This is a genomic window from Corynebacterium sp. LK2510 (assembly GCF_040946405.1).
Classification (GTDB): domain Bacteria; phylum Actinomycetota; class Actinomycetes; order Mycobacteriales; family Mycobacteriaceae; genus Corynebacterium.
On sequence record NZ_JAYWLR010000002.1, the window covers coordinates 204,958 to 224,522 of the forward strand.

21 protein-coding genes are annotated in these 19,565 nt (G+C 65.8%); 18 read left to right on the forward strand and 3 right to left on the reverse strand.

The annotated features are described in order from the left end of the window. Window positions 1–105 precede the first annotated feature (105 nt). Genes VVR41_RS02780 through VVR41_RS02790 form a run of 3 tightly spaced genes read left to right on the forward strand, consistent with a single transcriptional unit; the run spans window position 106 to window position 2,212 of the window. Window positions 106–417, forward strand: coding sequence for a hypothetical protein (locus VVR41_RS02780; RefSeq protein ID WP_368523493.1), 312 nt, complete (start codon window positions 106–108; stop codon window positions 415–417). Further along, window positions 414–1,973 (forward strand): hypothetical protein, encoded by a 1,560-nt coding sequence (locus VVR41_RS02785; RefSeq protein WP_368523494.1) that lies wholly within the window; start codon window positions 414–416, stop codon window positions 1,971–1,973. Before VVR41_RS02780 ends, VVR41_RS02785 begins: the two co-directional genes overlap by 4 nt. Further along, window positions 1,973–2,212 carry a hypothetical protein gene (locus tag VVR41_RS02790; RefSeq protein ID WP_321103060.1) on the forward strand — a complete coding sequence of 80 codons (240 nt, stop codon included), beginning with the start codon at window positions 1,973–1,975 and terminating at the stop codon, window positions 2,210–2,212. The genes VVR41_RS02785 and VVR41_RS02790 overlap by 1 nt, the downstream gene beginning before the upstream one ends. Here the strand turns inward: VVR41_RS02790 and VVR41_RS02795 are convergent. After that, window positions 2,209–3,063, reverse strand: coding sequence for an alpha/beta hydrolase (locus VVR41_RS02795; protein WP_368523495.1), 855 nt, complete (start codon window positions 3,061–3,063; stop codon window positions 2,209–2,211). The two genes, VVR41_RS02790 and VVR41_RS02795, sit on opposite strands and share 4 nt — an antisense overlap. A gap of 104 nt (window positions 3,064–3,167) precedes the next feature. Between VVR41_RS02795 and glmS the strand changes: the two genes are divergently transcribed. The 10 genes from glmS to groL all read left to right on the forward strand — a co-directional run bounded on the left by glmS (window position 3,168) and on the right by groL (window position 12,193). Continuing rightward, a complete protein-coding gene (gene glmS, locus VVR41_RS02800; protein ID WP_368523496.1) occupies window positions 3,168–5,030 on the forward strand; it encodes a glutamine--fructose-6-phosphate transaminase (isomerizing) in 1,863 nt (620 codons plus the stop codon). A gap of 30 nt (window positions 5,031–5,060) precedes the next feature. Beyond that, entirely contained in the window at window positions 5,061–5,732 is a 672-nt protein-coding gene (locus tag VVR41_RS02805) for a hypothetical protein (RefSeq protein WP_368523497.1), read from the forward strand. Window positions 5,733–5,742: 10 nt separating this feature from the next. Next, window positions 5,743–6,819, forward strand: a complete 1,077-nt coding sequence (gene alr, locus VVR41_RS02810) for an alanine racemase (protein ID WP_368523498.1) — start codon at window positions 5,743–5,745, stop codon at window positions 6,817–6,819. Next, entirely contained in the window at window positions 6,816–7,349 is a 534-nt protein-coding gene (gene tsaE / locus VVR41_RS02815; RefSeq protein ID WP_368523499.1) for a tRNA (adenosine(37)-N6)-threonylcarbamoyltransferase complex ATPase subunit type 1 TsaE, read from the forward strand. Before alr ends, tsaE begins: the two co-directional genes overlap by 4 nt. 38 nt (window positions 7,350–7,387) lie before the next feature. Next, window positions 7,388–7,894, forward strand: a complete 507-nt coding sequence (locus VVR41_RS02820; RefSeq protein WP_368523517.1) for a hypothetical protein — start codon at window positions 7,388–7,390, stop codon at window positions 7,892–7,894. Next, window positions 7,891–8,568, forward strand: a complete 678-nt coding sequence (gene tsaB, locus VVR41_RS02825; RefSeq protein ID WP_368523500.1) for a tRNA (adenosine(37)-N6)-threonylcarbamoyltransferase complex dimerization subunit type 1 TsaB — start codon at window positions 7,891–7,893, stop codon at window positions 8,566–8,568. Before VVR41_RS02820 ends, tsaB begins: the two co-directional genes overlap by 4 nt. Beyond that, on the forward strand, window positions 8,565–9,053 hold the full coding sequence (rimI, locus tag VVR41_RS02830) for a ribosomal protein S18-alanine N-acetyltransferase (protein ID WP_368523501.1): 489 nt from the start codon (window positions 8,565–8,567) through the stop codon (window positions 9,051–9,053). Before tsaB ends, rimI begins: the two co-directional genes overlap by 4 nt. After that, entirely contained in the window at window positions 9,050–10,096 is a 1,047-nt protein-coding gene (gene tsaD / locus VVR41_RS02835) for a tRNA (adenosine(37)-N6)-threonylcarbamoyltransferase complex transferase subunit TsaD (protein ID WP_368523502.1), read from the forward strand. The genes rimI and tsaD overlap by 4 nt, the downstream gene beginning before the upstream one ends. Window positions 10,097–10,250: 154 nt before the next feature. Continuing rightward, entirely contained in the window at window positions 10,251–10,550 is a 300-nt protein-coding gene (gene groES, locus VVR41_RS02840) for a co-chaperone GroES (RefSeq protein WP_368523503.1), read from the forward strand. Between the two features lie 20 nt (window positions 10,551–10,570). Next, entirely contained in the window at window positions 10,571–12,193 is a 1,623-nt protein-coding gene (gene groL / locus VVR41_RS02845) for a chaperonin GroEL (RefSeq protein WP_368523504.1), read from the forward strand. Between the two features lie 141 nt (window positions 12,194–12,334). Here groL and VVR41_RS02850 read toward each other — a convergent pair whose 3' ends face one another. Then, entirely contained in the window at window positions 12,335–12,646 is a 312-nt protein-coding gene (locus VVR41_RS02850; protein WP_368523505.1) for a WhiB family transcriptional regulator, read from the reverse strand. 467 nt (window positions 12,647–13,113) lie between these two features. On the opposite strand from VVR41_RS02850, the gene VVR41_RS02855 reads away from it, so the two are divergent. Next, window positions 13,114–13,686, forward strand: a complete 573-nt coding sequence (locus tag VVR41_RS02855) for a sigma-70 family RNA polymerase sigma factor (RefSeq protein ID WP_321100791.1) — start codon at window positions 13,114–13,116, stop codon at window positions 13,684–13,686. Then, on the forward strand, window positions 13,683–14,561 hold the full coding sequence (locus VVR41_RS02860; RefSeq protein WP_368523506.1) for a hypothetical protein: 879 nt from the start codon (window positions 13,683–13,685) through the stop codon (window positions 14,559–14,561). Before VVR41_RS02855 ends, VVR41_RS02860 begins: the two co-directional genes overlap by 4 nt. A 24-nt stretch (window positions 14,562–14,585) precedes the next feature. Here the strand turns inward: VVR41_RS02860 and VVR41_RS02865 are convergent, their stop codons facing one another. After that, window positions 14,586–14,957: a DUF5319 domain-containing protein gene (locus VVR41_RS02865; RefSeq protein WP_321100795.1), complete on the reverse strand. Its 372-nt coding sequence runs from the start codon at window positions 14,955–14,957 to the stop codon at window positions 14,586–14,588. A gap of 230 nt (window positions 14,958–15,187) precedes the next feature. Between VVR41_RS02865 and guaB the strand changes: the two genes are divergently transcribed. From guaB to guaA, 3 genes are all read left to right on the forward strand, one after another. Next, a complete protein-coding gene (gene guaB / locus VVR41_RS02870) occupies window positions 15,188–16,723 on the forward strand; it encodes an IMP dehydrogenase (protein WP_368523507.1) in 1,536 nt (511 codons plus the stop codon). Between the two features lie 15 nt (window positions 16,724–16,738). After that, window positions 16,739–17,896, forward strand: coding sequence for a GuaB3 family IMP dehydrogenase-related protein (locus tag VVR41_RS02875; RefSeq protein ID WP_321102838.1), 1,158 nt, complete (start codon window positions 16,739–16,741; stop codon window positions 17,894–17,896). Window positions 17,897–17,968: 72 nt separating this feature from the next. Further along, on the forward strand, window positions 17,969–19,525 hold the full coding sequence (guaA, locus tag VVR41_RS02880) for a glutamine-hydrolyzing GMP synthase (RefSeq protein WP_368523508.1): 1,557 nt from the start codon (window positions 17,969–17,971) through the stop codon (window positions 19,523–19,525). Window positions 19,526–19,565: the final 40 nt, after the last annotated feature.

Consider the following 19,565-nt stretch of genomic DNA (forward strand, 5'->3'; position numbering starts at 1 on the left):
AACCGCGGCGCGGTTCGGGGAGTCTAACTAAGGTGCAATGATGTGGGCGGGTTGCCCGGCCTTGTCCGGGCAACCCGCGGGGAAACGCCTTTGTTGGGGGGGACAATGAACGACGTTGCGTTGAGCGTCGATCCAGACGACATGCGCGCGCGACTCGGCGCGGCCATAGAAGAACACCGCCAGCTCATCGCCGAGCTCGGTGCGCAACCATCAGAGTTTCCGGCAACAGCCGTCGGGGAGGGGTTCGCTCATTCCGCGGGCTCACTGTCGGCTGCGATGACCGACATCCACAGTTTGACCATTTCGTTCCTCGAGAACAGGGTCGAAGCGTGGGAGCAGATCCTTTCGCTTGTCGACGCCGTCGAGGCACACGACACCTCGAACGCGGCCGAGTTTGGCGGGAGGGGCACCCGATGACTGTGGTGTTAGACAAGCTTTCACACATCGCCGCCGAGGCCAGCTCACTTCCCACGCCGAACCCGGCCCAGGTAGCCGTCATCCACGATCTAGTCGCCTCGATCACCCAGGACTACCGGCGGACAGCTGGGATGAACCTCGACCTCGTGCGCGCTGGTGCTGAGAAGCTCGCCGGTGGTCGCTCAGGCGGTGGTGGCTTCTCCCGTCTCGGGCGGGGAGTGCTTGAAAGGGTGCTCGCCGACGGAATCGCCTACGGTGTTGGCGCCCTTGTTTCCGGGGCCGGTGACTGGTTCGCATCCATCGGCATCAGCAAAGATGAGGAGACGCGCCGCTGCGACGAGAGCACGCAGTGCAACAACGTCAACGAGCTCTGCCGGGCAATCGAGGAATGCTGCACTGCCATCGAGGAGGTGACTGCGACCTCCGACACAGCCTCGTCAGTGCTGCTCGATCTCGCCGCGGTCGCCATCGGCTTGGCCCGACGTCACCCGGTTGGCGCTGTGGGCACGCTCGTGCTCGGCCTCGTCATTGAGTCGCTAACGCACGTGAAAGCGACGACCCAGGACCGCAATTCGTGCATCGAGGGATGCCTCGCTGAATGCACCAGGCGGTGCAACGAAGCGCAGCAGCACCAGCCCAAGCCGGTCGCCCAGTTCGAGTGCCCGCCCCCTGCTGGCCTGAGCCCGCAGTGCGGTGCCCCAGAGGCGGTCAACGTCCCCGCTGCACCAGCACCCGCAACCTCCCCGGCACCCGCGCCCACTGCGAATGCAGAAGCGCTGTGCACCACCCCTGCTTCGGCGGCCCCGGCACTGCCTCAACCGCCTCAGCCACCACCGCCTGGTGCTGCGCCGGTAGCCGCACCACCTGCGGTCGATATGCCAAGCAAGACGCACGCCGCGGCAGTGGGATCCATTCAGGCGTCCGTAAACGCAGAGCTGTGCGTCAACGTGCACGCCTGCCCGCCCGCCCCAGAATGCGACGTTGAGGCTGCCGCACGAGTCATTGGAACTGTGGGTGCGATGAGCGCGGCATCGATAACCACTGGCCTGGATGCCCTGATGCGTTGCGCTACAGAGGCGGCAACAACGGCAATTGCTGAGGCGGCCGCCGTCATCTGCGAACCACCGCCGTGCCCGCCCGCTGAGGTTGAGCCTGTAGCTCAGGAGTGCGCGCCGGTGGAGTGCGGCGCCTCGCAAGCACCGGAACCAGCGCCAGAGCCAGAACCTGCTCCAGAGACCGAGTGCCCACCTGAGCCGCCCGTGGCGGAAGGAGTGATCCCGCCGCCTGTGGAACTGGCCGTTGTGGAGGAGCCGCCCGCGCCGGCTGCGAAGCTCGCAGCGTTCACGCAGCCTGCGGTTGCGGGAGACGTGGCGGTGGGTGATGGTGTGTCGGGGGGATACGACGCAGGTGCGCCCAGCCCGCATCTTGATCCTCAGCCGGTTGTCGCCGCTGAGGTGCAGGGAGCGGAGGTGCCCCTCGAGGTACATAACGTGCAGGAGTCTGTGCCGGTGCAACCCGCCGGTGAGTCGCGGATCAAGAAGACGGGGGAGTGGTGATGGATTTCATCGAGTTTGCGGAGCAGTACAAGATCCGCACGGCGAAACGAATGATGGACTTCGAGGCGGCCATACGCGAATCGCGCCGCCAGATGGAGCAGACGGCGCGACACCAGCAGTTGGCCCGCGAGTTAAACCTCAAGCGTCCGACCGATGTTCCCCTGGGCGCGTATCGCCCCCAACGCAACCGCCGTGTCCAAGGCGTACTGCGGCGCGAAGAACCCGGTGCCGAGACCTAGTGGATCGGTAGTCCGTTGTCGTTTGGAGTCAACCCCGCGTGCTTGGCCAGCTCCTCACCGAACATGGAGCTGACACCCTTACCGGATGCATCGACTTCAGAAAACGCCTCGTAGTCCTTGTCGCCACCTAGTTGGTGAAGGAAGTACCCGGTGAGCAGGGCGCGTACGGTCGACTGGACGCGGCGGTTCGGGGCACCGAGCCCGATGAGGCGCTTGGCCATTCCGTCTTCCGCAAAGTTGTTCTGGCTGCCGTTCTTCACCACCCGGTAGACCACCTCACCGGCCCAGTTGTAGGCCAGCGCGGCGGGGTTGCCGGGATCGAAAATCGCGTTTGCGTCCGAGTCCGGTCCGATCACCATGCCGGGGACGAAGAGGTTTCGGGCGGCGTCGATAGCTGAAGGGGCCGTGGCTGCAGGGAAAACTGCGGCGACCGCGGCGAGCTTCTCATTTTCGACAGCGGCCAGGGTCGCCGCGCCCGCGCCCATGCCGTGGCCGGCGAGGCCGAGCTTGCTGGGGGCGACGGTGATGTTGCCGTTGCCGAGGCGCACGCCAGCGAGGATCTGCAGGGTGGTCTCCAGGTCAGCTGCGAGGCCGGCATGGTCGGGGTTAAGACCCGTTTCCGTATCGGGAGCCGCTACGACGATGCCCCAGCTGGCCAAGTGGCGCAGGGTGTTGCGGTAATCGGCGACGCTGCGCGTCCAATCGTGGCCGAAAGCAACAGCCGGAAGGTCCGTTCCCTCGGCGGGGGCGTAGAGCACACCGGGCAGACCGGTGTAGCCGAGGTCGCCTTCCATCACCTGGTGCGGGCCACGGTTGGTCAGGTCGGAGAGATTCTTCAGTTTCGCAGACACGTGGACAAGGATACGTGATGCCGCACGCACATGGCGGGGGTTGGGGCGCGTGCCAGGGCCGTCGGGGAATAGGTGCGCGGGGTTGGGGATGTATCCTGTTTCCCATGTGTGGAATCGTGGGATACGTCGGCCAGCGCGCGTCGCTGGATATCGCGCTTGAGGCGCTGCGTCGGATGGAGTACCGCGGGTACGACTCCGCAGGTATCGCGGTGGCGGGCAGCGGGGATTTCTCTGTGGTGAAGCGTGCCGGCAAGCTCGCCAACCTGGAGGACAAGATCGCCGAGGTCGGCCGTGAGAACCTCGCCGGCACCACCGCCATCGGACACACCCGCTGGGCAACGCACGGCCGCCCGACGGATGAGAACGCCCACCCGCACCTCTCTTTCGACGGCAAGGTGGCGATCGTCCACAACGGAATCATCGAGAACTTCGGCCCCCTGCGCGAAGAGATTGAAAAGGAAGGCATCACGTTCGCCTCCGAGACCGATTCCGAGACCGCGGCGCACCTGCTCGCCCTGGCGTACAACGACGGCGACACGGCGGGTGACTTCCGCGCTTCCGCGCTGAAGGTCCTTAACCGCCTCGAGGGCGCCTTCACCCTGCTGTTCCTCCACGCTGACCACCCCGACCAGATCATCGCTGCGCGCCGCTCCACCCCGTTGATGGTGGGCGTTGGCGAGGGCGAGATGTTCCTCGGTTCCGACGTTGCGGCATTTATCGAGCACACCAAGAACGCGGTGGAGCTCGGCCAGGATTCCGTTGTCATCATTGACAAGGACAACTACGAGATCCTCAACTTCGATGGCACTGAGGGTGAAGGCACCCCGTTCGTCATTGACTGGGACCTGGAGGCCGCGGAGAAGGGCGGATTCGACTCCTTCATGCTCAAGGAGATCTTCGAGCAGCCGGCCGCCGTGCGCGACACGCTCGCGGGCCACTGGGACGGGGAGCGTGTCACCCTTGACGAGAACAACCTCACCGAGAACGACCTGAAGTCCTTCAACCAGGTGTTCGTGGTCGCCTGCGGTTCCGCCTACCACTCTGGCTTGGCTGCGAAGTACGCCATCGAGCACTGGGTGCGCATCCCGGTGCAGATCGAGGTGGCTTCCGAGTTCCGTTACCGCGATCCGATCCTCGACGAGCGCACGCTCGTTCTCGCGATCTCGCAGTCGGGCGAGACCGCAGATACCCTCGAGGCAGTGCGCCACGCCAAGACCCAGGGCGCAAAGGTGCTGGCGGTGTGCAACACCAACGGTTCGCAGATCCCGCGCGAATCCGACGCTGTGCTCTACACCCACGCCGGCCCGGAGATCGGTGTGGCCTCGACGAAGGCCTTCCTCGCCCAGGTTGCCGCGAACTACATCGTCGGCCTGGCGCTCGCCCAGGCGAAGGGGACGAAGTACCCCGACGAGATCCGCCAGATCTGGGATGAGCTCGAGGCGATTCCGTCCAAGATTGAAGAGGTCCTCGAGGTCCAGGAGAAGATCAAGCACATTTCCTCGACCCTGGGCGCGATCAAGACGATGCTCTTCCTCGGCCGCGGCGTGGGCTTCCCCATCGCCCTCGAGGGCGCGCTCAAGCTCAAGGAGCTGGCCTACATCCACGCCGAAGGGTTCCCGGCAGGCGAGCTCAAGCACGGCCCAATCGCGTTGATCGAGGACGATCTGCCCGTCGTGGTCATCGTGCCGAGCCCGCGCGGCGTCTCCCAGTTGCACTCGAAGATCGTGTCCAACATTCAGGAGATCCGCGCCCGCGGTGCAAAGACCATCGTGATTGCGGAAGACGGTGACACCGCCGTCGAGCCCTTCGCGAACTGGCTTATCCGCATCCCGCAGACCCCGACCATCATGCAGCCGCTGCTGGCCACGGTTCCTCTGCAGTTCCTCTCCGCGGATATCGCGCGCGAGAACGGCAACGAGGACATTGACAAGCCGCGCAACCTGGCCAAGTCCGTTACCGTCGAGTAGGCGACTGCCCGAGAGGAGAGCCGGTCTACCGTGCTCAGTGCGTTATCGCTGGCCTTCATTGACTCGATCAACCTGCTTCTCATCGGTGTGATCGTGGCCGTGGGCATCGTCTCCCCCCGCGCGAGCGCGTCGGGGAGAAGCCGTTATGCGCCGATTACGGCGCTGCTCATCGCCGGGGACTGGCTCGGCGTGGCCACCTTGGCGCTGGTCATGCTCGTTATTTTCGACGGGCTGGGGGAGGTCGTCCAGAGCTTCGTCGAAGGCCCCGCCTTTGCGACGGTGCTCATCGCCACTGGCCTTGTAGTCGGCCTGCTGGCTCTAAAAGGCGGGGATAATTCGGCGTTGATCGACAAGATCATGCGCCCGCTGCGGACTCCGAACCCTTTGACTGTGGTGACCGGGTTTGTGCTCGGGGTCGTGCAGTCCGCCACCTCGGCGCCGTTCTACCTGGGGCTGGCGGTGTTGTCGGCCGCCGGCATCGACCCGTTGGTGCGCTACGTGTCGCTCGTTCTCTACGCGACGGTCGCGCTCAGCCTGCCAACGCTATGCGCTTTCCTCGTCGGGTGGGTGCGCGCTCGCCCCGACAGCCTGGCGGGGCACGCCTTCGTGTGGGCGCGGGCGAACCCGCGGACGATGACGCTTGCGGCGACCTGGGCGGTTTCGGTGCTGCTCATCGGCCTCGGTGTCGTGCACCTGGTTTAAAGTGGGCGGCATGAACTTGCTCGAAGCCCGGATCGATCTCGCGGCGATCGCGCATAACGTGCGCACAGTCAAACAGCGCGCCGGGGATGCCCGGGTGATGTGCGTGGTCAAAGCCAACGCATACAACCATGGCGTTGAGCGCGTCGTGCCAGCGATGGAAGCCGCCGGCGCGGACGCATTCGGGGTCGCCACGTTCGCCGAAGCCAGCGTCGTGCGCGAGCTGACCGGCCTTCCGGTCCTCGCGTGGCTGTGGGTTCCCGGCCAGGCCATCCCCGACGGTATCGAGGTCGCTGCGCCGAGCATTCGCCATCTTCGCGCGCTTATCGACGCCTCCTTTACCAACCCCGTCCACATCAAGGTCGACACGGGCATGAACCGTGCCGGGGTCGACGAGGAAGAGTGGGACGAGGCCTTTGCTCTGGCGCAGCGCGCCGGACTGAACGTCGTCGGCCTCATGTCCCACTTGGCGTGCGCCGATTCCGCAGACGGGACCTACTCCGACGCCCAGGCGGACACGTTCCGCCGTGCTCTTGCCGCAGCCCGCGCCCACGGGCTCGCCATCGAGTGCGCCCACATTGCGAACTCGCCCACTGTGCTGTCACGGGAGGACCTCGGCCTTGACATGGTGCGCCCCGGCATTGCGTTGTACGGGCACGAGCCCGTGGAGGATGCGGACAACGGGCTGCGCCCGGCGATGACGTGGGTGGCGCGCGTGCTCGCGGTCAAGCCTGTCCACGCCGGCGAGGGCGTGAGCTACGGCCTGACGTGGAACGCGCCGGCCGACGGGATGACCGCCGTGGTTTCTGCCGGCTACGCCGACGGGGTCTCTCGCGCGTGGCAGGGGTACCTTGAGGTCGGCATCAACGGGCGCCTCTACCCGCAGGTCGGGCGCGTCTGCATGGACCAGATCGTCGTCTGGCTCGGCGACAATGCCGGCGGCGTTGCTGCAGGCGACGAGGCCGTCCTGTTCGGCGAGGGCGGGCTCAGCGCTACGGAGCTTGCCGCGCGAGCCGGAACCATTAACTATGAGGTCGTGTGCGCCCCGGGCGGTCGCACCGTGCGCACCTACGCGGAGGAGGACCGATGAGAGGCGAATTCGCAGTAGCGGGGCAGCGCGTCTGTGACACGGCGGCGCAGACAGCGGCGCTGGGCCGTGAGCTGGGCAGCGTCCTGCGTGCCGGGGATGTGGTGATCCTCGATGGCCCGCTCGGTGCGGGCAAGACCACCCTGACGCAGGGCATCGCTCAGGGGCTAGGAGTGCGCGGGCGCGTCACCAGCCCGACGTTCGTTATCGCTCGCGAGCACCCCTCGCTTGGCCGCGGCCCCGCGCTGATCCACGTCGATGCGTACCGGCTGTTGGGGGAGGGCTCCTCCGGCGACCCCTTGGGTGAGCTGGATGCTCTGGATCTGGATACGGATCTTCTCGGCGCCGTGGTCGTAGCCGAGTGGGGCGGCGGGTTGGTCGAGCAGATCGCCGGCGGCTACCTGCTCATCGAGTTGGACCGCACCACACTCGTGGAGCAGGATCCGGACTCGGAGGCGCGCATCATTTCGTGGCGCGTCGTCGGTGGGGGACCTGACTCTGACACCAGTTCACACGCTGACGCTGACGTATAGGCTTCCCGTGTCCGGGGAGGAATGTAGGCTTGGCAACTATGTTGAAGCTGAGCAACAAGCACCGAAGCTGGGTCGTCCTCGCAGTTCTTTTCTGGCTGGCGGTCCTCGCCGCGATCATTGTCGTCCCGCAGACGCGGGCTGCATCGGGGGTGCAGACCGGGCACACCAACTCGCTCGAGCAGGCGCTACTGCACAGTACGCCGGCTGCAGGCGATGCAACCGTGGGCCAGCTCGTCGACCCAGCGCGGGTTTATGACGCGTCCGAGTTCGCGGGCTACCTGAGCCTCTGCCCGAATGAGCCGCCGCAGCTCGCCGCCGCCAAGATGGATCAGCTCGGCCTGACGGAGGCGGACGTCAACCTCACCGGCCCGTACGGCTACATGATCCTGCTGTCCGCGCAGACTGATGAGGTCGTGCTGGATCGCGTCAACCTCCAGGCGGTCAACATCTGCACCGTTCCGATGGATCAGCCGTACCCGCTGAACACCCCGCTGCCGTTCTACATGGACAACGCCACCTGGACCCTGGGGGCGAACGCGCAGTGATCGTCCTCGCCCTCGATACAGCCACAACGGATTTGATCGCGGGCGTGGTCGACAGCGAGACGGGTGAGACAATAGCGGAGTCGATCGTCGAGACCCGCGCGCACAACGAGCAGCTCGTTCCCACGGTGCAGTCGCTTCTCGACACCGCAGGGCTGGCCTTCACCGACATCGGCGCTGTGGTTGTCGGCTGTGGGCCCGGGCCCTTCACCGGCTTGCGGGTCGGGATGGCCACGGCGTCTGCTCTCGGGCAGGCCCTCGGTGTGCCTGTCCATGGGGTGGTGACGCACGACGCCGTCGCCCACGCCCTGGCCGCCGACTCCGCTCTAGTGGTCACGGATGCGCGCCGCCGCGAGGTGTACTGGGCCCACTACGTCAATGGGCGACGTGTCGCCGGCCCGGAGGTCACCGCGCCGGGGGCAGTGCTTATCGACGGCGACGTCGCGGTACTCAGCGTCCCGCAGCATCTAGCGGAGACACTCAACGTCGAGGCCCGGAACACGGTGTACCAGTCTCCAACGCCCGCCGCCCTGGTCGCGGTGGCTGACCTCGACTCCGAGCCGGCGCTGCTGGTGCCGCACTACCTGCGCCGACCCGATGCGGTGCCGCCGACACCGAAGCCGAAGTCGCCGGCGATTCCGGACGTGGATATTTCCGCCGCCGGGTCCGCGCGATGAAGGTACGTGAGCTCACGATTGCGGACGCGACTAAGGTCGCCGAGCTAGAGCACGTGCTTTTCGCCAACGACAGTCCGTGGTCGCGTGACGTGTTCGTCGCCCAGTTTGCGCACCCCTACACTTTCTACCTCGGTACTTTTGACGAGGTAGACGGCAACGAAACCTTGGTGGGGTACGCGGGTGTGGCGATGCTCGGCCCGCGTGACGACCCCGAGTTCGAGGTCCACACCATTGGCGTTGACCCCGCCTACCAAGGTCAGGGGATTGGCCGAGCCATGATGGACAACCTCGTCCACACTGCGGACCTGATGGACGGGCCGATGTTTCTTGAGGTGCGCACCGACAACGCACCCGCCGTGGCGATGTACGAAAGCTACGGTTTCATCCGCCTGGCGGTGCGGAAGAACTACTACCAACCTTCGGGGGCGGACGCGTTTTCGATGATGCGCCACCGCGCGAGTGAACGGGAGAGGAAGTCACGATGATTGTTCTGGGGATCGAATCCTCCTGCGACGAGACTGGAGTGGGCGTGGTGCGCCTCGGAGCGGACGGTGAGATGGAGGTGCTCGCCGACTCTGTCGCGTCCTCCATGCAGGAGCACGCCCGCTTCGGCGGTGTCGTGCCCGAGATCGCCTCGCGCGCCCACCTCGAGGCCATGCCGCAGGTGATGGCGGCCGCGTTGCGCGAAGCAGGGGTGGATAAACCCGACGCCGTCGCCGCCACCGTGGGCCCAGGGCTTGCGGGAGCGCTGCTGGTCGGGGCGTCGGCAGCCAAGGCCTACGCCGCCGCGTGGGGCGTGCCGTTTTTCGGGGTCAACCACTTAGGTGGCCACGTCGCGGTGGCGAACCTGGATGACGCACGCGAGCTGCCACACTCCATCGCGCTGCTTGTCTCCGGGGGCCACACGCAGCTCCTTGAGGTTCAAGCAGTGGGCAAGCCCATGCGCGAGGTGGGCTCGACGCTTGACGACGCCGCCGGCGAGGCCTACGACAAAGTCTCCCGTTTGCTGGGGCTGGGGTATCCGGGTGGGCCGGTCGTCGACAAGCTAGCGGCGAAAGGCGACCGCAACGCGATCGCGTTCCCGCGGGGGTTGAGCAAGGCCGAGGACCTACGCGGCGAGCACCGCTTCGACTTCTCGTTTTCTGGGCTGAAAACGGCGGTGGCCCGCTACGTCGAGGCCGCCGAGCGCGAGGGGCGCGTGATCTCGGTGGAGGACGTGTGCGCGTCGTTCCAGGAGGCAGTGTGCGACGTGCTCACCGCGAAGGCTGTCATGGCGTGTGAGGACACGGGCGCGCGCACGCTGCTGCTCGGCGGGGGAGTGGCGGCTAATTCCAGGCTCCGCGAGCTGGCGGCCGAGCGGTGCGCTGCGCGCGGCATCGAGCTGCGGATCCCGCGGTTCTCCCTGTGTACCGACAACGGCGTGATGATCGCGGCGCTGGCCGCGCAGCTCATCCACGAGGGTGCTGAGCCTTCGCCGCTAGGGGCGGCGACGAACCCGTCTCTTGAGGTCGAAACTCCGCTGGTGTAGAGCGCCGGAAAGGTTGAGTGTTAGCACTCGTAAGGGTAGAGTGCTAACACGGTTGTTAAGAGCTCAGTTGTTCACCCGCGACGACGGCTGCAGTCCCCTTAAAACCTGCGTAATCGCTCAATTGTAAAGCTCAACACACGAAAGGTCGTTGATCATGGCAAACGTCAACATCAAGCCGCTCGAAGACAAGGTTCTCGTCCAGATCGCCCAGGCTGAGACCACCACCGCCTCCGGCCTGGTTATTCCCGATTCCGCAGCTGAGAAGCCGCAGGAAGCCGTCGTCATCGCAGTAGGCCCGGGTCGCCTGGACGACAACGGCAACCGCGTCGCCGTCGACGTCAAGGAGGGCGACACCGTCGTGTTCTCCAAGTACGGCGGAACCGAGCTGAAGTACAACGGCGAGGAGTACCTGCTTCTCTCCGCCCGCGACCTGCTTGCCGTCGTCGAGAAGTAATTAAGGGGGCTTAGCCACCAATGGCAAAACTTATTGCATTTGACCAGGAGGCCCGCGAGGGTATCCAGAAGGGTGTCGACACGCTTGCCGACGCCGTCAAGGTCACCCTCGGCCCCCGCGGCCGCAACGTCGTGCTGTCCAAGGCATGGGGCGGCCCGACCGTCACCAACGATGGCGTGACCATCGCCCGCGACATTGACCTCGAGGACCCGTTTGAGAACCTTGGTGCCCAGCTGGTCAAGTCCGTCGCGGTCAAGACGAACGACATCGCCGGCGACGGCACCACCACCGCGACCCTGCTCGCCCAGGCACTCGTTTACGAGGGCCTGCGCAACGTCGCAGCTGGCGCGAACCCCATTGAGCTGAACAAGGGCATCCGTGCGGCGGCCGACAAGGTCGTCGAGGAGCTGCGCAACCGCGCAACCGAGGTGTCCTCCTCCACCGAGATCGCCAACGTGGCCACCGTGTCCTCGCGCGACCCCGAGGTCGGCGAGATGGTTGCCGGAGCCATGGACAAGGTGGGCAAGGACGGTGTCCTTACCGTCGAGGAGTCCCAGTCGATCGAGTCCTACGTGGACATCACCGAAGGTATCTCCTTCGACAAGGGCTTTTTGTCCCCGTACTTCATGACCGACCCGGACGCCGGCCAGGCCGTGCTCGAGGACGCTCGCGTGCTGCTCGTGCGCAACAAGATCTCCTCGCTGCCGGACTTCCTGCCGCTGCTGGAGCAGATTGCCAACGAGTCCGTGCCGCTGCTCATCATCGCCGAGGACGTCGATGGCGAGCCGCTGCAGACCCTCGTGGTCAACTCCATCCGCAAGGCACTCAAGGTCGTCGCCGTGAAGTCCCCGTACTTCGGTGAGCGCCGCAAGGCCTTCATGGACGACCTCGCCGTGGTGACCGACGCCACCGTGATCGACCCCGAGGTGGGCATCAACCTCAAGGATGTCACGCTGGAGCAGCTCGGCTCTGCGCGCCGCATCACTGTGACGAAGGACGACACCGTCATCGTCGACGGTGCCGGCACCGCCGAGGCCGTCGAGGAGCGCCGCCAGCAGATCCGCCGCGACATCGAGGCGACGGATTCCACCTGGGACCGCGAGAAGATGGAAGAGCGCCTGGCCAAGCTGTCGGGTGGTGTCGCCGTCCTGCGCGTCGGTGCAGCCACCGAGACCGAGGTCAACGAGCGCAAGCTCCGCGTCGAGGACGCCATCAACGCAGCCCGCGCCGCAGCCCAGGAGGGCATCGTGGCCGGCGGTGGCTCCGCACTCGTCCAGATTGCCAAGGAGCTCGAGGCGTTCGCCGAGGACTTCACCGGTGAGCAGAAGATCGGTGTCCTCTCGGTTGCCCGCGCGATGACCAAGCCGGCGTTCTGGATTGCCGCGAACGCTGGTCTCGACGGCTCCGTCGTCGTGGCGAAGATCGCGGAGCTCGGCAACGGCGAGGGCTTTAACGCCGCGACGCTCGAGTACGGCAACCTGCTGGAGGCCGGCATCATCGACCCGGTGAAGGTCACCCACTCCGCCGTGGTCAACGCGACCTCTGTGGCGCGGATGATCCTCACCACCGAGGCGTCCGTCGTGACCAAGCCTGCCGAGGAGAACGACTCCCACGCCGGCCACGGGCACGGCCACGCACACTAAGCCTGGTGTTAGGGCCTGGTATCGCGTCTGACGATCACAGGCTCTGAGGGGCAATTAAGCCCGGGGCGTCCCTGCGAAAAAGGGGCAGGCCCCGGGCTTTTCCTTGCCCTGGTACCGAAAATGCGTACGGAGAAGGCTGGCCTAGCGTGACGAGGCGGTGAGAGCGACGCTGCCGCGTGAGGCACCGCGCAGCAGGGACTGGCGCTCTGCCTCGCTCATGCCGCCCCAGATGCCGTAGGGCTCCGCGACCTTGAGCGCGTGGTCGCGGCACTGGGTCAGGACGGGGCAGGAGTAGCAGATAGCCTTGGCCCGGTTTTCACGCTGAGCGCGGGCGCGGCCTCGCTCCCCGTCCGGGTGGTAGAAAACCTCGGAGGCCTCGCCACGGCAAGCGCCGTGGAGCTGCCAATCCCAGAAGTCTGCGTTGGGGCCAGGGAGCAGGTGGGGCTGCGACATGAACTGGAGCTCCTTATTAACTTCGGTGTCCGATAGATATAAGTCCCGCAAAGCGCAGAAGTGCCGCTGAGTGCCGGTGCCGCGCTTGCTCCCGAATGATCACCGACTTCGGTAAACGCTAGGTATCGGATGAGTAACAGGTAGTTGCGGCACGGCCGAACCCTGCAAAAAACATGCCCATACACTGGGGTTTCTTTGCAGGTTAAAGATGGGTGAATTTCTGGCGATGTCCAGGTGCGCCTCCACACGGTCGCCCGGCGCTGCACCGCGCTCCTTCTCAGCCAGATTCCTGCACGAGAAGTGGATCTGGGGCGTAGGATAGATGGGCAATTGAGTAAATCGCGCCGCTCGAGGTGAACGCACACGCAAACGTGCGCATCCGCCCAGGCGTGTTCGGGCGGTACCGGGTGGCGGGGACGATGTCCGCGCGGTCTTGTTCGCCGTGTCCAGCCACAGGGAGGAATGCGATGTCGAAAACTGACCTCGACTCCGCCCTTTCGGCACTCGTGCCGAAGGCCGTGCGTGGCGACCAGCGCGCGATCCAGGACATTATCCGACTGATCCACCCGCCGGTGTTGCGCTATGCCCGTGCTCGTATCGGCGGCGGGCGCACTCCCACGGCGGACGACGTTGCCCAGGAGATCTGCCTCGCCGTCGCCACATCTATCGGCCGCTACGTCGACACGGGCAGGCCGTTTATGGCCTTTGTTTATGGCATCGCGTTCAACAAGGTCGCTGACGCGCACCGCGCTATGGCGCGTGACCGGATCAGCCCCACCGATGAGGTTCCGGATCAGGAGTACACCGGTGGAACCCCGGAGGAGTTTGCGCTGGTCAGCGACGGTAGTAACAGAGTGAGGGAACTGCTCGATTTACTAAGTGACAAAGCTCGAAACATCCTGATTCTCCGGGTGTTCGTCGGGCTATCGGCGGAGGAAACTGCGGAAATCGTGGGCGGCACAGCAGGTGCCGTGCGGGTCGCTCAGCACCGAGCGCTAGCCACGTTGCGCCAGGCCATTGATGAAGGGAACACACCATGAACCGACGCGAACACGAGGACCAGCCTCGTGAGCTTTCTGCGCTCTTGGGTCCCGTCATGGATGATGACGCATTCCTCACCGCCTTGTCGCGTGGCGAGAACACGAGAGACGATGAACTTGGAGAGCTCTTTCTCGCGCTGCGTGCCGACGTCGAGCGTCCGATGCCGTCGGCGCCGCTCGTCGGGGAGCCGGGGGAGCATGAGGAATCTAGCGATTCCGCAGGCGCCGAGGCGAACGTGGCTTCCCTCGATAGCGCTCGTTCGCGTCGCCGCGTCAGCCCGTGGGCTGCAGCCCTGTTGGGCGCTGCGGCGTCAACCGTTGCTGTAGTCGGCAGCGGTGCTGCCCTCTACGGCGCTACCCCGGGTTCCCCGCTGTGGGGGGCGTCCACCGCCGTCTTCGGTGACCGTGCTGCGGTCGTAGAACTGGCCGGAACGCTCGAGGATCTTGACGCCGCCAACAAGTCCGGCGACGCCGATGGGGCACGCAAGCTTCTCGAGCAAGCACGCTTGCTGGTGGATTCAATTCAGAACCTCAACAAGGACGAGCACCACCCGACCCCGCAGACGACAACATCGGTTGCAACGGAATCCGTCACCGTCTCGCCCGATCGCCCAGAGCCCGCCCCCGCTGCACCGGTCGAACCGGTCCCGGCAGAGGCGCCGAGCGTGGCAACAGCCACCGAGACGGAAACTGCGACCGTCACCAGCGTGGTCACGGTGACGGTAACGGCTCCGTCCCGCCCGCCAGTGAGCTCGCCTGCGCCCACATCGACCCGCAGTGCTGAGCCAGCGCCGGTCCCGACCGGGCCTGACGCGTTCGTGGACCCGTTGGCGACAGCTAACGCTCCGGCAGAGGGCGTCGCTGAAGGAAGCTAGGTTGCCGCCCGGGCGCGCGCCCTCCTAGCGCGCGTCGAGGCCATCCAAGTAGCCGAGCGCATAATCCCACGGGACATACGCCTCGACGTTGGGCTGCGCGCTGGGCTCATGGACGGGAGGCAACTCGCCGCGGAGGCTGGCGAGCATGTTCGCCTCCATGATCTCCCAGTTGTAGTAGTGCATCTGGTCGCAGTCTTCGCACATGAAGTAGATGCCGAGGATGCCGCGTGGCTTGAGCACAGCTTTGAATTCGCGCACCTGCGCCAGGTCGCGTGTGACATCGACGCGTTCCTCGGGCGACAGCGGCACAGCAACCTCGTCGTCCTCGATGAAGGATGCCGGGTCATTGGGGTCGTCCGCGAACGGGTCGAGGGGCATCATGTCGTCGTAGTTCACAACAAATCACCATATTGCGCCCGTGTGGCCGGGGCAATTCCCTCTAGGTGCAGTAACGGCGGGGCGAGCGCGCCCGCGGGCTTCCGCGGGTTCACCACCGCTTCACCACGGGTGTGCATGAGGCGCTTTGCGACGCCTGATCGGACGGACAGTGTCGAATTTGGATGGCCGTTATATCATGTGTGAAACATCAGGGCATGTGATGACGCGCGTGAAGGAGAAGCACTTTAATGGGACGAGACGACGTTCAGAATCGGGTCCAAACGGGTGGAGACGACCCCAACAAGATTGCACTGCGGGGCCTGACGTTCGATGATGTCCTCCTCCTCCCAGCGGAGTCCCACATCGTGCCGGGTGAGGTCGACACCTCCACGCAGTTCACCCGCAACATCCGGTTGAACATGCCGGTCGCCTCCGCGGCCATGGACACTGTCACCGAGTCCAGGATGGCGATTGCGATGGCGCGCCAGGGCGGCATCGGCGTGCTGCACCGCAACCTCAGCGCTCAGGACCAGGCGGAGCAGGTCGATCTGGTGAAGCGCTCCGAGTCCGGAATGATCTCCAACCCGGTTACCGCTTCGCCCGATATGACCGTCGGCGACGTTGACGATCTGTGCGCCCGCTTCCGCATTTCGGGGCTACCGGTTGTCGACGCAGACGGCACCCTCGTGGGCATTATCACCAACCGTGACATGCGCTTCGAGCCGGACTACGGCCGCCGCGTCACCGAGGTCATGACGGCTATGCCGCTCGTCGTTGCCCCGGACGGCGTGAGCAAGAGCGAAGCGCTGTCCCTGCTCAGCGCCAACAAGGTGGAGAAGCTGCCGATCGTCGATTCCGCGGGCAAGCTCACCGGCCTGATCACGGTCAAGGACTTCGTTAAAAGCGAGCAGTACCCGAACGCGTCCAAGGACGCCCAGGGCCGCCTGCTCGTCGCAGCCGGCATCGGCACCGGCGAGGACTCCTACCAGCGTGCGGCGCTGCTCGTCGAGGCAGGCGTGGACGCGCTTGTGGTCGACTCTGCCCACGCCCACAACAACCGCGTGCTCGAGATGGTCTCGCGTGTGAAGAAGGACTTCGGCGACCGCGTCGACGTGGTTGGCGGTAACCTCGCCACCCGCGAGGCAGCGAAGGCCATGGTTGAGGCTGGCGCCGACGCGATCAAGGTCGGTATCGGCCCGGGCTCCATCTGCACCACCCGCGTCGTCGCAGGTGTGGGAGCCCCGCAGATCACCGCGATTCTCGAGGCCAGCGTTCCGGCGCGCGCCGCGGGCGTGCCCATCATCGCCGACGGCGGTATGCAGCACTCCGGTGACGTCGCCAAGGCTCTCGCCGCGGGCGCGTCGACCGTCATGCTCGGTTCGATGCTCGCCGGCACCAAGGAAGCACCGGGCGACATCGTCGTGGTTGGCGGCAAGCAGTACAAGCGCTACCGCGGCATGGGATCCATGGGCGCGATGCAGGGCCGCGGCCTGTCTGGTGAGAAGCGTTCCTTCTCCAAGGACCGTTACTTCCAGGCCGACGTGACCAGCGAGGAGAAGCTGGTGCCGGAGGGCATCGAAGGCCGCGTTCCTTACCGCGGCGAGATCGACGCGATCACCCACCAGATCGTCGGCGGACTGCGCGCGGCGATGGGTTACACCGGTTCTGCGTCTATCGAAGAGCTGCAAACGCGTCAGTTCGTCCAGATCACCACCGCAGGCCTGCGTGAGTCGCACCCCCACGACATCACCCAGACCGTCGAAGCGCCGAACTACCGCAGCTAGAAGGAGCAGCCACTCATGCGCGACTACGTCGAAATCGGAATCGGCCGCGAGGCACGTCGGGCCTACAAGCTCGACGACATTTCCCTGGTGCCCGCGAGGCGCACTCGGTCTGCCTCGGACGTGGATACGAGCTGGAATATCGACGCGTACGCGTTTGAGTTCCCGCTCCTGTCCCACCCGACGGACGCTCTGGCCAGCCCGGAGTTCGCCATCGAGATGGGACGCCTCGGTGGCCTTGGCGTGCTCAACGCCGAGGGACTGATTGGCCGCCACGCCTCCTTCGAGGACGCGGTAGCCAAGGTCTCCAACATCGGTGCCGTCTCGGAGGATTTCGCGCGCATGGACGAAGTCCTGCGCTCGCGCCACTCCGCGACCAAGACCCTGCAGGAGCTGCACGCGGCTCCGCTGGACTACGACCTGCTGTCCGAGCGCATCGCGCAGGTGCGTGAATCCGGAGCCACCGTCGGTGTGCGCGTCTCCCCGCAAAATGCGCGCGAGCTCGCACCGGTCGTGGTGAAGGCCGGTGCAGAGATCCTCTTCATCCACGGCACGATCATCTCCGCCGAGCACGTGCAAAGCGGTGGCGAACCGCTCAACCTGAAGGAGTTCATCGGTTCCCTCGAGGTCCCCGTCATCGCCGGAGGCGTGCACGATTACACCACTGCCACGCACCTGATGCGCTCGGGCGCCGCCGGCATCATCGTCGGCTCTGGAAACACGAATAGCTCGCAGACCCTCGGCTTGGGTGTTCCGATGGCGACGGCGATCGCGGATGCGGCCGCTGCGCGCCGCGAGTACCTCGATGAGACGGGTGGCCGCTACGTGCACGTCATAGCCGACGGCGAGATCCGTACCAGCGGCGACATCGCCAAGGCGATCGCGTGCGGAGCCGATGCCGTCATGGTTGGCCGCCCCTTGGCCGCGGCACGGGAAGCCGCGGGCCATGGCGTTTACTGGGAGGCTCCGTCGGCGCACCCGCGTTTCCCGCGCGGTTCCGTCGCACCGATCGGCTACACCGAGGAGCGCCAGCCCCTCGAAGCCGTGCTCAACGGCCCGGCGAGTGACCCGTACGGCACGATGAACCTGGTTGGTGGCCTGCGCCGCGCTATGGCGAAGTGCGGCTACACCGATGTCAAGGCATTCCAGAAGGTCGATCTTGCCATGAACCGTTAGGGTTGCCCTTAAGTTCGCACGCAGGCCCGGCCCAGATATGGGTCGGGCCTGTTGTGGGTTAAGATCTGGTGCGTGACTACTCCCGGAACGCGTCCCGTACTCGTCGTCGATTTCGGCGCCCAATACGCCCAGCTCATCGCCCGTCGCGTGCGTGAAGCACGCGTGTACTCCGAAGTGGTGCCGTCGACAATCACGGCCGCTGAGGTGAAAGAAAAGAACCCGGTCGCCCTGGTTCTCTCAGGTGGCCCTTCGTCCGTCTACGAAGAAGGCGCCCCGCAGCTCGACAAGGACATCTTCGAGCTCGGCCTGCCCATCTTTGGCATCTGTTACGGATTCCAGGTGATGACCCAGGCACTCGGCGGCAAGGTGGAGAAGACCGGTGCGCGCGAATACGGCCGCACCGCGATGAAGAATTCGTCGGGCATCCTCCACGCTGGCCTCGCAGAGGAGCACTCCGTGTGGATGAGCCACGGTGACTCTGTCACCGAAGCACCGGAGGGCTTCGAGGTCACCGCCTCGACCCCGGGTGCGCCCGTGGCGGCATTCGAGAACGCTGAGAAGCGCTTCGCTGGTGTGCAGTACCACCCTGAGGTCATGCACTCCCCGCACGGCCAGCTGGTTTTGACCCGCTTCCTCACCGAGATCGCGGGCCTGGAGCAGAACTGGACTGCCTCCAACATTGCGGAGCAGCTCATCGAGCAGGTGCGCGAGCAGGTCGGTGAGAACGGCCGCGCCATTTGCGGCCTGTCCGGTGGCGTTGATTCCGCTGTCGCGGCGGCGCTCGTGCAGCGCGCCATCGGGGACCGCCTCACCTGTGTGTTCGTCGACCACGGCCTGCTGCGCCAGGGCGAGCGCGAGCAGGTGGAGACCGACTTCGTGGCAGCCACCGGTGCGAACTTGGTGACGGTGGACGAGCGGCGCGCGTTTTTGGACAAGCTCGCCGGTGTCTCGGAGCCTGAGGCGAAGCGCAAGGCTATCGGCGCGGAGTTCATCCGCTCCTTCGAGCGTGCCGTTGCCGACGTTCTCTCCGACCACAAGGTCGACTACCTCGTGCAGGGTACCCTCTACCCGGACGTGGTGGAGTCGGGCGGCGGCACCGGTACCGCCAACATCAAGAGCCACCACAACGTCGGTGGTCTGCCTGACGACGTCGAGTTTGAGCTCGTCGAGCCGCTGCGCCTTCTGTTCAAGGACGAGGTCCGCGCTGTGGGCCGTGAGCTCGGCCTTCCCGAGGTCATCGTGAACCGTCAGCCGTTCCCGGGCCCGGGCTTGGGCATCCGCATCGTTGGTGAGGTCACCGAGGAGCGCCTCGAGACGCTGCGCGCGGCCGACGCGATTGCGCGCGAGGAGCTCACCCGCGCCGGTCTCGACGAGCAGATCTGGCAGTGCCCCGTTGTGTTGCTTGCCGACGTCCGCTCGGTCGGCGTCCAGGGCGACGGCCGTACCTACGGGCACCCGATCGTGCTGCGCCCCGTCGCTTCCGAGGACGCGATGACCGCCGACTGGGTGCGCGTGCCTTACGAGGTGCTCGAGATTATCTCGACGCGCATCACCAACGAGGTTGCCGACGTCAACCGAGTCGTGCTGGACGTGACGTCCAAGCCGCCGGGGACTATCGAGTGGGAGTAGGCAGAAGCGGGGGGGGGGGGGGGGGGGGGGGGGGGTGGGG